Annotated in this window: 1 protein-coding gene; it reads right to left on the bottom strand. The window is 72.5% G+C overall.

The window, feature by feature from the left end:
* Positions 1-14,025 (bottom strand): SDR family NAD(P)-dependent oxidoreductase (locus tag ABTY62_RS24630; protein ID WP_502997509.1); only part of this gene is annotated, 14,025 nt, incomplete at its 3' end.
* Positions 14,026-14,044 lie beyond the last annotated feature (19 nt).

Genomic DNA, 14,044 nt, shown 5'->3' with positions numbered 1-14,044 from the left:
GTGGGGGCAGTGGGATGCGTAGTCGACGGGGATGCGCTTGGCACGCACCTCAAGGGCGTTGAGGTGTTCGACGGCTTGGGTGAGGGCGTCGGCGTCGCCGGAGATGACGGTGGACTGGGGGCTGTTGACGCCTGCCACCCACAGCTGGCCCGGCCAGCGCTGGTGGATGAGTTCGGTGACATCCTGTTCAGGGAGGGGAACCGCGGCCATGCCGCCTTGTCCGTGGAGGGTGTGGAGGGCTTTGCTGCGGAGGGCGATGATTTTGGCGGCGTCGGGGAGGGTGAGTGCGCCGCTGACATGGGCGGCGGCGATTTCGCCCTGGGAGTGGCCGATGACGGCGTCGGGGTGGAGCCCATGGGCGCGCCAGAGGGCGGCCAGGGACACCATGACTGAGAAGAGGAGGGGTTGGATGATGTCGGCGCGTTGCCAGGCGGGGTCGGTGTCGGGGCGGTGGAGGATGTCGGTGAGGGGCCAGTCGGTGTGGGGGGCGAGGGCTTGTTCGCAGTCGTTGATGGACTGGGCGAAGACGGGTGAGGTTTCCAGCAGGCGCAGTCCCATCCCGGCCCACTGACCACCCTGACCCGGAAACACAAACACCACCCCGCCATGGTCACCGGGCCGCTTGGCAGTACCGGTAACGACCGTGGTGTGGGGTTGGTCGGTCGCCAGGGCGTCGAGGCCGCGCAGGAAGCCGCTGCGGTCCTGGCCCAGCACGACCGCGCGATGTTCGAAAGAGGTCCGGCCTACCGCGAGGGTGTGGCCGACGTCGGCCAGGTTCACCTCCGGGGTGTCGGCCAGGAACGTGCGCAATTGCCGGGCCTGGGCACGAAGCGCCTGCGGGCTCTTCGCGGAGATGGCCCAAGGCAGTGGGCCTGAAATGGCGCCGGACCCTGCCGGTTCTCGGGTTTCCACGGCGGGTGGTGCCTGTTCCAGGATGACGTGGGAGTTGGTACCGCTGACCCCGAACGAGGAGACGCCCGCCCGACGCGCCCGACCGTGCTCCGGCCAGGGCACCGGCTCCGTCAGCAGCCGCACCGCGCCGCCCGTCCAGTCCACATGCGGTGAGGGCTCCTCGGCGTGCAGGGTCTGTGGGAGCAGCCCGTGCCGCATGGCCATCACCATCTTGATGATGCCGCCCACCCCCGCGGCGGCCTGGGTGTGTCCGACGTTGGACTTGATCGATCCCAGCCACAACGGCCGGTCGGCCGGCCGCCCCTGCCCGTATGTCGCCAGCAGCGCCTGGGCCTCGATGGGGTCGCCGAGTGTCGTTCCCGTGCCGTGTCCCTCGACCGCGTCGACGTCCGCCGCGGCCACCCCCGCGTTCGCCCACGCCTGGCGGATCACCCGCTCTTGCGAGGGGCCGTTCGGCGCGGTCAGTCCGTTGCTCGCCCCGTCCTGGTTGACCGCACTCCCGCGTACCACCGCCAGGATCGGATGACCATTGCGCCGCGCGTCCGAGAGCCGCTCCACCAGGAGCATTCCCGCGCCTTCCGCCCAGCCTGTGCCATCCGCTCCGGCTCCGAACGACTTGCAGCGCCCGTCGGGGGACAGCCCACGCTGTCGCGAGAACTCGACGAAGGTGGTGGGGGTGGACATGACGGTGACCCCACCGGCCAGCGCCATGGAGCACTCCCCGGACCGCAGCGCCTGGCAGGCCAGGTGCAGCGCGACGAGGGACGACGAACACGCCGTGTCCACGGTGACCGCGGGCCCCTCCAGGCCGAAGGTGTAGGCGACGCGTCCCGAGGCGACGCTGCCCGCGTTTCCATTGCCGATGTAGCCCTCGTAGCCCTCCGGGATTTCACGCAGGCGGGTGCCGTAGTCGTGGTACATCACCCCCGCGAACACCCCGGTCGAGCTCCCCCGCACCGACGTCGGATCGATCCCCGCCCGTTCCAGCGCCTCCCAGGAGATCTCCAGCAGCAACCGCTGCTGCGGATCCATCGCCACCGCCTCACGCGGGCCGATCCCGAAGAACGCCGGGTCGAACTCACCTGCGTCGTAGAGGAACCCACCCCGCCTGGTGTACGAGGTGCCGTGCCGCTCCGGGTCGGGGTCGTAGAGCCGCTCCACATCCCAGCCCCGGTCCGCGGGGAAGTCGTCCACCGCGTCCACACCGGAGGCGACGAGGCCCCACAGGGCCTCGGTCGACCGCACATCCCCCGGAAACCGGCAGGCCATGCCGATGATGGCCACCGGCTCACTTGCTGCGCCGCCGACGGACGGGGCGGGTGGGGCGGTCGTGGCCGCAGGCGTACCGCCGACCAACTCGTCACTCAGGAAGCGGGCGAGCACGTCGGGGCGCGGCCGGTCGAAGATCAAACCGGCCGGGAGGCGCAGCCCGGTAGCCTGCTGTAGCCGATTGCGCAGTTCCACCGCGGCGAGGGAGTCGAACCCCAGATCGCGGAACGCCGAGTCGGACGGGACCGCTTCGGCCGTGCGGTGCCCCAGCACCGCCGCCGCCTGGGAGCGCACCAGCCGCAACACCAGCCTTAGCCGCTCCTCCGTCCCGAGTCCGGTCAGCCGCCGCCGCAGGGACCCTGGGGCACCGGGCGAGGTGCCGCGGGTGCCCGGGCGGGCCGCGGTGGTCGCCAAGCCTCGCAGGAGCGGCGGGGCGGACCCGGATGCCTGAAGCTCCGCCATGCTGAGCGCGGCGGGCACCACGAGGGGACGGTCGCAGCTCAGGGCCTTGTCGAGGAGTTCCAGGCCGTCGCCGGTGGCCAGCGGTCGCAGGCCCGCGCGGAGGAGCCGAGACTGGTCCGTGGCATCCAGTTGTCCGGTCATGCCCCCGGCCTGCTCCCAGACCCCCCAGGCCAAGGACACCGCCAGCAGCCCAGCGGCGCGCCGCTGACACGCCAGCGCGTCCAGGGCTGCGTTGGCGGCGGCGTAGTTGGCCTGACCCGCCGAGCCCATCACCCCGGCCAGTGAGGAGAAGAGCACGAACACGGACAGCGGAAGGTCACGCGTGAGCTGGTGGAGGTTGAGCGCGGAATCGACCTTGGCCCGCACCACCCGGGCCATGGCATCCGAGGTGAGGGATGTGATCACCCCGTCGTCCAGTACTCCCGCCGCGTGCACCACGGCGGCCAGCGGGTGGTCGACGGAGATCTTCGCCAGTGTGTTCGCGAGCTGTTTCCGGTCGGCGGCGTCGCACGCGACGATGGTCACGCTCGCCCCGAGCTCGACGAGTTCGGCCTCCAGCCGCCCGGCCCCCGGGGCGTCCAGGCCACGTCGGCTGATGAGCAGCAACTGCCGTACGCCATGGGTGACCACCAGGTGGCGGGCGAGCATCGCGCCGAGACTGCCGGTGCCGCCGGTGATGAGTACGGTGCCGTCGGAGCCCCAGGGTCGCTCAGCCGTGGGGTTGGTGTCGGCCGCCGCGGTGGCGGTCGGTTCGGCCAGCCGGCCGAGCCGGGGCGCGCGCAGGACTCGATCGCGTACGGCCACTTCCGGTTCCCCGGAGGCCAGAGCCATCGACAACGTCCGACGGTGGTCTTCCGGGTCGGCCACGCAGTCATCCAGGTCGAGCAGGACGAATCGGTCGGGGTGCTCCGACTGGGCGGAGCGGATCAGGCCCCGTACAGCCGCTCCCGCCAGGTCCTTCACATCCTCGTCCGGCGCCGTGGCCACCGCGCCGCGCGTGAGCACCACCAGGCGGGTGTCGGCGAACCGGCCGTCCCCCAACCACTGCTGCACAAGGGCCAGCATGTGATGCGTAGCGTGCCGTACCGTCTCACTCGATTCCTCTGCGCTCCCCGCTGGAGACCGGGTCACTACGGTCCGGGGCGTGGGCGCGTCGTCGGCGATCGCCGCGCACAGCGCGGCCAGATCGGCGTACGTCGCCTCCCCCGGCGGCTGGGGGAAGTCCTCGGCCTGAGGCGGCGTCGGCTCGGTCCCGATCACCACCCACGGGGCGGTCTCCTCAGCCACCACGGGCTCGGGGACGGGTTCCCATCGCACCTCGAAGAGCGAGCCGTGGTGGGTGGCCGAGGCAGCGGTCCGAAGCTCGGCCCCGGACACCGGCCGAAGTGCCAGCGCGCGGATCGACGCCACGGGCTCGCCCGTCTCGTCGGACACATCGACCGCCACTGCCCCCGGGTCGGCACCGGCCGGCCTCAGCCGGACGCGGAGGGCCGTCGCCGCCGGTGTGTGCAGAGTGACTCCGCTCCAGGTGAACGGCAGCCCGCTGTCCTGTTGTCCCTGAAGCGAGGGCAACAGGGGGATCGTGTGCAGCGCGGAGTCCAGAAGGGCGGGGTGCAGACCGAACCGAGCCGCTGCCGTATCGCCCGGCGCGTCTTCGGCCACACGTGCGGTCGCGAAGATCTCCTCGCCCCGTTGCCAGGCGGCGCTCAGGCACCGGAAGGCCGCTCCGTAGTGGAAACCCGCCTCGGTCAGCCGCTCGTACAGTCCCTCCAGGTCCACGGCGACCACACCCGGCGGCGGCCACGCGTCCGCGAGCAGCTCATCGTCCACGGACTCGTCCGAGTCTCCCTCAGGCTTCTCGGCAAGGTATCCGGCGGCATGGCGCGTCCATGTCTCCCCTGCCGAATCGGCGATGAGACCGCCGTCGTCCATTCGCGAGTAGATATGCACCGCCCGGCTTCCAGCCTCGTTCGCGGCGGCCACGGTTACCTGAAGCGCCACTCCAGAGCTCTCCGGCACAACAAGCGGTGTGTGCAGCGTCAGCTCGTCGACCCGATGGCAGTCGACGTGGGCACCGGCCTGGAGGGCGAGTTCGAGCAAGGCCGTTCCGGGGAGCAGCACCGAGCCGCCGACGGCGTGGTCGGCCAGCCAGGGATGGGTTCGGAGGGAGATCCGGCCGGTGAACAGCAGCCCCTGGCCATCGGCAAGCCCCACCGCCGCGCCCAACAGGGGATGCCGCGCCGGCTCCAGGCCTGCCGCCGACATATCGCCTGCGGTAGTGGTTGTGTTGAGCCAGTAGTGGTGGTGTTGGAAGGGGTAGGTGGGGAGGTTGGTGTGGTTGTGGGGATGGTGTTGTTGGTGCCAGGTGGTGGGGTGGCCGTGGGTATGGAGGTGGGCGAGGGCGGTGTGGGTGGTGTGGGCTTCCGGTTGGTGGGGGTGGAGGAGCGCTGCGGTTTGGGGTGTGTGGTCGGGGAGGTTGTGGTGGGTCAGGGTGGTGAGGGTGGCGTCGGGTCCGAGTTCTAGGTAGGTGGTGACGCCGTGGGTGTGGAGTTGGTGGGTGGTGTGGGTGTAGTGGACGGTGTTGCGGGTCTGGTGGGTCCAGTAGCCGGGTCCGGTGGGGTCTTGTCCGGTGGGGTCGGTCGTGACCAGGGGAGTGTGCGGTTGGTGGTAGGTGAGGGCTTCGGCGGTGTCGCGGAGCTCGTCGAGGATGGGGTTGATGTGGGGTGAGTGGAAGGCCGCGCTGACGTTGAGCGGGGTCGTCTTGCGCCCCATGGCCCGGAACTGCGCGGCGATGGCGTCCACGGCGTCGCGGTCGCCGCTGATGACGACGGATCCGGGGGCGTTGACGGCCGCGATGGACACCTGCGCCTCGCGCCCTGTGAGGTGTTCTTCGACTTCGTGGGGTTCGGCTTGGAGAGTGGTCATTGCGCCGGTGGCGGGGAGGGTGTGCATGAGGCGGGCGCGGGTGGTGACCAGGCGGGCCGCGTCGGGCAGGCTGAGGATGCTGGCGAGGTGGGCTGCGGTGATCTCGCCGAGGGAGTGTCCGGCGTAGAAGTGGGGCGTGACTCCGTGGCCTTCGGTGACCAGGCGGTGGAGCGCGACCTGGAGAGCGAACAGGGCGGGCTGGGCGTAGAGCGTCTGGTCCAGCAGCCGGGACGCGTCGGTGCCGGGCTCGGCGAACATCACATCCCGCAGGGGCTGTTCCAGGTGCGGGTCGAGGTGGGCGCAGACCTCGTCGAGGGCCTCGGCGAACAGGGGGAAGGCCTGGTAGAGCTCGTATCCCATGCGGGGGCGTTGTGTGCCCTGCCCCGAGCACACGAACGCCAGCTTCCCCGCTCCGGACGCCACGCCGCGCACAAGCCCCTCGTGCTCCTCACCGGCCGCCAGTGCCGCCAGGCCGTGGAGGAAGTCCTCGCGGTCGGGACCCAGGAGTACCGCACGGTGCTCGAAGGCGGCACGGTCGTTGGCCAGTGCATATCCGACGTCGGCCAAGTCGAGTTCCGGGTCGGAAGCGAGGTACTGGCGCAGTTGCCGCGCCTGCGCTCGCAGCGCGTCCTCGGACTTCGCCGACACCATCCAGGGAAGGGACGGGGCGCCGGTGCTGGGTTCCCGCTCCTCAACAGGGGTTGCCTGTTCGAGGATCACGTGGGCGTTGGTGCCGCTCACCCCGAACGACGACACGCCCGCACGCCTGGCCCGGTCGGTCTCCGGCCAGGGCATGGCCTCGCTCAGCAGCCGTACCGCCCCCGCCGTCCAGTCCACATGCTGCGACGGCTCCTCGACATGCAACGTCCGCGGCAGCAACCCTTCCCGCATGGCCATCACCATCTTGATGACCCCCGCGACACCCGCCGCAGCCTGCGCATGCCCGATATTCGACTTCACCGACCCCAACCACAACGGCGCATCAGCAGACCGCTCCTGCCCATAGGTCTCCAGCAACGCCTGCGCCTCGATCGGATCACCGAGCGTCGTCCCCGTCCCGTGACCCTCCACCGCGTCGATCTCCGGCGCCGTCAGCCCCGCCGCGGCCAGCGCCTGCCGGATCACCCGCTGCTGCGACGGACCATTCGGCGCCGTCAACCCATTACTCGCCCCGTCCTGATTGACGGCACTGCCCCGCACCACCGCCAACACCCGATGCCCCAACCGCCGCGCATCCGACAACCGCTCCACCAACAACATCCCCACACCCTCAGCCCACCCCGTACCATCCGCCCCAGCCCCATACGCCTTGCACCGCCCATCCACCGACAACCCACGCTGCCGCGCGAACTCCACGAAGGCGCCGGGTGTCGCCATCACGGTCACCCCACCCGCCAGCGCCATGGAGCACTCCCCCGCCCGCAGCGCCTGGCAGGCCAGGTGCAGGGCCACCAGGGACGAGGAACACGCCGTGTCCACCGACACCGCGGGTCCCTCCAGGCCGAAGGTGTACGCGACGCGCCCTGACGCGACGCTGCCGGAGTTTCCGGTGAGGACATAGCCCTCGACCTCGGCCACGGTGTCGTGCAGCCGGGGACCGTAGTCCGTCGGCATCACACCGGCGAACACTCCGGTCCGGCTCCGCCGCACCGACGTGGGGTCGATTCCGGCGTGCTCGAAAGCCTCCCAGGAGGCCTCCAGCAGCAGCCGCTGCTGCGGGTCCATCGCCAGCGCCTCACGCGGGCCGATCCCGAAGAATCCGGCGTCGAACTTCCCGGCGTCGTGGAGGAAACCCCCGTGTCGGGTGTATGTGGTGCCCGGTCGGCTCTGGTCGTAGGGGGCGTAGAGGCGGTCCAGGTCCCAGCCGCGGTCGGTGGGGAATCCGCTCATGGCGTCGGTGCCGGAGGCGACGAGGTCCCAGAGTTGCTCGGGGGTGCGGACGCCGCCCGGGTAGCGACATGCCATACCGATGATGGCGATGGGCTCATCCGCCCCAGTCGCCACCCCCACCCCCGCTCCCGCCCCGCCGCCGGCCCCGGACGCGGCGGGGGTGGGCGACAGGGTGACCGTATCGGCGGCGCCCAGGAGGCCCTCCCCCAGGTGCTGGGCGAGAGCAGCCGCCGTGGGGTGATCGAAGACAAGGGTGGCGGGGAGCCGCAGTCCGGTCGCGTCCTTGAGGCGGTTGCGGAGTTCCACGGCGGTGAGGGAGTCGAAGCCGACGTCGCGGAAGGTCGCGTCGGGGGCGATGGCGTCGGGGCTCGGGTGGCCGAGGACCGTGGCGGCGTGGCCGCGGACGAGGGTGATCAGCACCTCGTTCTGTCCGGCAGGGTCGAGCCCGGAGAGCCGGGCGCGCAGGGAGGAGCTGCCGTCGGGAGTGGCGGGGCCCGGCCGGTGTCCGGTGGGCCGTACCAGGCTCCGGAACAGGGGCGGCGGAGTGGTGCCGCGTAGCGCCCTGGTGTCGATCCGGGCCGGGAGGAGCAGCGGTGGGCCACCGGCGAGAGCGGTGTCGAACAGCGCCAGGGCCTCGTCCGTGGCCAGTGGCCTGAGGCCGGAGCGGGCCATGCGGGTGTGGTCGGTCCCGTCGAGGTGGCCGGTCATTCCGCTGGCCTCCTCCCACAGCCCCCAGGCCAGGGACACCGCCGGGAGCCCCGCCGCCCGCCGCTGATGGGCCAGCGCATCGAGAAAGGCGTTGGCCGCGGCGTAGTTGCCCTGCCCCGGCGAACCCAGAACTCCCGCGGCGGATGAGAAGAGCACGAACGCTGCCAGGTCCAGATGACACGTCAGCTCGTGCAGATGCAGGGCGGCATCGACCTTGGCGGCCAGAACGCTGTCGAGGTGGCGAGGGGTGAGGGAGCCAATGGTGGCATCGTCGAGTGTGCCCGCGGCATGGACGACGGCGGTCAACGGGTGCTCGGCGGGCAGCCGCCCGAGCAGTTCGGCGAGCGCGGCTCGGTCGGCCGCGTCGCAGACGGCGACGGTCGCCTGCGCACCCAACTCATGAAGCTCTGCGATGAGTTCTGACGCGCCCGGCGCGTCGAGGCCGCGGCGGCTGATCAGCAGCAGATTCCGGGCCCGGCCGGTGGCGGCGAGATGGCGGGCGAGTGCGGCGCCGAGGGTGCCGGTGCCTCCGGTGATGAGGACGGTGCCGTCGGGGTCGGGGTCGGGGGTGTGGGGCAGGGTGAGCACGTTCTTTCCGATGGCGCGCCCCTGCTGGAGATGGCGGAAGGCGTCCCTGGCCTGCCGGATGTCCCAGCAGGTGAGCGGCAGTGGGGTCAGCACGCCCTCGTCGAACAGCCGCAGCACGGTCCGCAGGATCTCCCCGACGCGCTCGGTCCCGGCCTCCATCAGGTCGTACGCCCGGTAGGTGATGCCGGGGTGCGACCGCGCCACTTCCTCCGGGTCGCGGATGTCGGTCTTGCCCATCTCCAGGAACCGGCCGCCGTCGTCCGTCAGCAGGCGCAGCGAGGCGTCGACGTACTCCTGGGCAAGGGAGTTGAGGACGACGTCGATACTCCGCTCGCCGAACCGGTCGGCGAACTGGTCCGCGAAGTCCAGGGTGCGGGACGAGGCGATGCGTTCTCGGGGAATGCCCTGGGTGTGAAGGGTGTCCCATTTGCCGGGGCTCGCCGTGGCGTACACCTCGGCGCCCAGATGGCGGGCCAGTTGGACGGCGGCCATTCCCACCCCACCCGCCGCGGCGTGTACCAGCACCGACTCCCCCGGGCGCAGTTGCGCCAGGTCCACCAGCCCGTAGTAGGCGGTGGCGAAGACGACGGGGACGGCGGCGGCCTGCGCGAAGGACCAGTGGTCGGGGAAGCGGGTCACGGTGGCCCGTTCGGCGACCGCGATCGGGCCGAACGCGTCGGCGAACACACCCATCACCCGGTCTCCGGGCGCGAGGTCGGCCACCTCAGGACCGACCTCGAGCACCACCCCCGCGCCTTCGCTGCCCAGCCCCCGCTGTCCGGGGACCATACCCAGCGCCACCAGGACGTCGCGGAAGTTCAGCCCGGCGGCGCGCACCGCGATCCGTACCTGACGCGGGCCCAGCGGGACGGTGTCGGCGGAGGACGCCACCGGCACCAGCCCCTGGAGGGTGCCCGTCTCGGCACAGTCCAGGCGCCAGCCGCCGCTCTGTGGCGGCGCGAGGAGAGCGTCCGTCTGGGTGTCGGCTCGCACCAGCCGGGCCACGTGCAGGCGGCCGGCCCGGATGGCCACCTGTGGTTCGCCCAGCGCTGCCGCGTGCGGCAGCGCGGCCCACGATTCCTCGGCCGGGTCCAGGTCCACCAGGAGGATGCGGTCGGGTTCCTCGGCCTGGGCGGATCGCACCAGTCCGCAGACCGCAGCGGCGGCGGGGTCCTCGACGCGGTCTGTCTGCGGTGCGGTGGCCACCGCACCACAGGTGACGAGGGCCAGTCGGGTGTCGGCCAGCCGCGCTTCGCCGAGTCGGCCCTGGAGCAGTTCGAGCGCTTGTCGGGTGCGGGTGTGAACGTCGGCGATCGTCGTGTCGTCGGGCCCGGCGGCCGCCGGGGGGCAGCTCACGAACACCAGGTCCGGCGGCGGGTCACCCGCGTCCAGGGCCGCCGTCAGTGCGGCGAGGTCCGGGTATCGCCGCACGGGCCCCTCGGCCGCCGCCTCCAGCGCGACCGCCCATCCGGGGGTGGTGTCGCCCAGCACGGCGCATCGCCCGAGGGCCACCGTGGACGGCTCGGGTACGACGGGCCATTCCAGGATGTGGAGAGCGTCGCGCAGCCGGCCGCCGAGGGCCCGTAGGTTCTCCGGCGCCACCGGCCGGAGAACCAGCGACTCGGCGAAGGCCACCGGGGCGCCCGTCTCGTCGGCCACGTCGACTGCCACCTCGTCCGGTCCCAGCGGCCGCAGCCGTACGCGCAGCGCTGAGGTGCCCGCGGTGTGTACGCGGACCCCGCGCCAGGCGAACGGCAGCCGGCCCTGGTCGGATGCGTCGTCCTCCCGTTCCCGGCCGCCGTCGAGGGCCGGTCGGCCGCCGTCGAGGGCCAGGGCGTGCAGCGCGGCGTCGAACAGGGCGGGGTGGAGGCCGAAACGGGGCGCGTCGGCGGCGACATGGTCGGGGAGCCGTACCTCGGCGTAGGTCTCCTCGCCGTGCCGCCAGGCGGCGCGCAGCCCCTGGAAGGCCGGGCCGTAGGCGAAGTCGGCGGCGGCCATCCGGTCGTACAGGCCCTCGAGGTCCAGGGGTTGGGCGTCCGGCGGGGGCCAGGCCGCCGGAATGGGTTCGGCGCCGTTGTCCTCCCCGTCCACGGCGAGTGTGCCGGTGGCGTGCCGTGTCCACGCGACCTCGCCGGCCGTCTGCTGTGCGGGATCGTCGTCACGCTGTGCGTAGACGCTCAGTTCGCGGCGGCCGGTGCCGTCCGCCGCGCCGACGGCCACTTGGAATGCCACGCCGCCGCTCTCGGGGAGGACGAGCGGGGTGTGCAGGGTGAGCTCCTCCAGCCTGGAGCAGCCGAGGCGTTCGCCGACGTGCGTGGCCAGCTCCACGAACGCGGTGCCCGGGAGGAGGACGGCGCCGGCGACGGCGTGGTCGGCGAGCCAGGGGTGGGTGTGTGGGGAGAGCCGTCCGGTGAGCAGATGTCCGTCGCCCTCGGCGAGCCCGACCGCCGCGCCGAGCAGTGGGTGTCCGGCCGGGGACAGCCCCGCGGCCGTGACGTCCCCGGCCGTCGCGGGGGCGTCCAGCCAGTAGCGGCGGCGCTGGAAGGCGTAGGTGGGCAGCTCGACCTGGTGTGGCGCGGGGGCCTGTGCCCGGTAGTGGCGGTCCCAGGCGACGGGCAGGCCGTGGGTGTGGGCGAGGGCCAGCGAGGTCAGGATGCGGCGGGCGTCGTCCTCGCCGCGGCGCAGGGATCCTACGACGGTGGCGGGGGCGCCGTCGGCCTCGGTGGTGTCCTGGATGGCGGGGGTGAGGGTGGGGTGCGGGCCGGTCTCGATGTAGGTGCGGTACTCGGCGGCGCCGAGGGCCTGGACCGCTTCGGCGAACCGTACGGGCCGGCGCAGATTGCGGTACCAGTACCGCGCGTCGAGGCCGCTGGTGTCGGCCCACTGGTTGTCGACGGTGGAGTAGAAGGGGATGTCGGCGGCCCGGGGGGAGATCCCCCCAAGGGCGCTCAGCAGTTCCTTCTCCACGGCTTCGACGTGCGGGCAGTGGGAGGCGTAGTCGACCGGGATCCGCTTCGCGTCGACTCCGTGGTCCCGGTAGTGTTCCAGCGCCTCCGCGAGGGTTTCCGCGTCGCCGGAGATCACGGTGGCGGTGGGGGCGTTCACGGCGGCCACCCACAGCCGGTCCGGCCACGCCGTCCGCAGCACCTCGCCGACCTGGTCCGGTGGCAGTGGTACGGAGGCCATGCCGCCTTTGCCGCGCAGGGTCTGTAGGGCCCGGCTGCGCAGGGCGACGACCTTGGCCGCGTCGTCCAGGGTCAGCGCGCCGCAGACATGGGCGGCGGCGATCTCGCCCTGGGAGTGGCCGAGTACGGCGTCCGGTTCGATGCCGTACGAGCGCCACAGCCCGGCCAGCGACACCATCACGGAGAACAGCACCGGCTGGACGACATCGGCCCGCTCCCACACCGGGTCCTCGGGGTCCCGGCGCAGGACGTCCAGCGGCGAGCATTCGGCGTAGGGTGCCAGCGCCGCCTCGCAGGCCGCCATGCGGTCGGCGAAGACGGTCGAGGTTTCCAGCAGTCGCAGCCCCATGCCGGCCCACTGGCCGCCCTGTCCCGGGAAGACGAACACCACGCCCGCGCCGGTCGCGGCCGCGGCCACGCCCCGCACGGTCGAGGCGTCGTCCGGCTCGCCGCCGGCCAGGGCGTCCAGCCCGCGCAGCAGGGTTTCCCGGTCGGCGCCGAGGACGACGGCGCGATGTGCGAGGTCGGACCGGCCGGACACCAGGGTGTGTCCGACGTCGGCGAGGTTCAGCCGCTCGTCTGCCGCCACGAAGCGGCGCAGTTCGGCTGCTTGGGCGCGCAGCGCCTCGGCGGTGGCGCCCGACACGGGCCAGGGCAGCGGCCCCGCCACGGCATGGCCGGGGGCGTCGGGCGGCTCGGGTCCGTCGCCGGTCTCCGGGTGGGGCGCCGCTTCGAGGATGATGTGGGCGTTGGTGCCGCTGACCCCGAAAGAGGACACGCCGGTGCGGCGGGGCCGGTCGTGGTCCGGCCAGGCGATCGGCTCCTTCAGCAGCCGCACCGCGCCCGAGTCCCAGTCGATGTGCGGCGACGGCTCGTCCGCGTGCAGCGTGCGCGGCAGCGTCCCGCGCCGCATGGCCATCACCATCTTGATGACCCCGCCCACGCCGGCGGCCGCCTGTGCGTGGCCAAGGTTGGACTTCATCGAGCCGAGCCACAGCGGCCGGTCCCCGGGCCGCCCCTGGCCATAGGTCGCCAGCAGGGCCTGCGCCTCGATCGGATCGCCGAGCCTGGTGCCCGTGCCGTGTCCCTCGACCGCGTCGATCTCGGACGCGGACAGCCCGGCGCTCGCCAGCGCCTGCCGGATGACGCGCTGCTGTGCGGGGCCGTTGGGGGCGGTGAGGCCGTTGCTCGCGCCGTCCTGGTTGACGGCGCTGCCCCGTACCACCGCCAGCACCCGGTGGCCGAGCCGCCTGGCGTCGGAGAGCCGCTCCACCAGGAGCATCCCGGCGCCTTCGGCCCAGCCGGTGCCGTCCGCCCCGGCCCCGTACGCCTTGCAGCGGCCGTCGGCCGCCAGGGCGCGCTGCCGGGAGTACTCGACGAACAGGCTGGGGGTGGACATCACCGTCACACCGCCCGCCAGGGCGAGGGTGCACTCGCCCGCCCGCAGCGCCTGGCAGGCCAGGTGCAGGGCGACCAGCGAGGAGGAGCAGGCGGTGTCCACGGTGACGGCCGGGCCTTCGAGGCCGAGGGTGTAGGCGACCCGGCCCGACGCCACGCCGCCGCCGCTGCCGTTGCCGACGTAGCCCTCGAACCCTTCGGGGACGGTGTGCAGCCGGGAGCCGTAGTCGTGGTACATCACGCCCGCGAAGACCCCGGTCCGGCTGCCGCGCGCCGAAGCCGGGTCGATCCCGGCCCGCTCGAACGCCTCCCAGGAGATCTCCAGCAGCAGCCGCTGCTGGGGGTCCATCGCCAGCGCCTCGCGCGGGCTGATGCCGAAGAAGCCCGGGTCGAACTCGCCCGCGTGGTAAAGGAAACCGCCGTGTCGGGTGTAGGAGGTGCCGGACCGGTCGGGGTCGGGGTCGTAGAGCCGCTCCACGTCCCAGCCGCGGTCGTCGGGGAAGGTGCCGATGGCGTCCCGGCCGTCGGCCACCAGCCCCCACAGGTCCTCCGCCGAGGCCACCCCGCCGGGATAGCGGCAGGCCATGCCGATGATGGCGATGGGCTCCCGCGCGGCCGTGGTGAGTCTGTGGATCTGTTCCTTCAGCCGCTCATTGGCTTTGAGAGAGGCCCGGAGCGCCTCGATCACCTTGTCGGGGGCAGCGGCC

It is taken from the genome of Streptomyces sp. NPDC097640 (genome assembly GCF_040302705.1).
In the GTDB taxonomy this organism is placed as follows: domain Bacteria; phylum Actinomycetota; class Actinomycetes; order Streptomycetales; family Streptomycetaceae; genus Streptomyces.
Note: the sequence above shows the minus strand (reverse complement) of the source record. Positions and strands in the feature narration are given on the sequence as shown.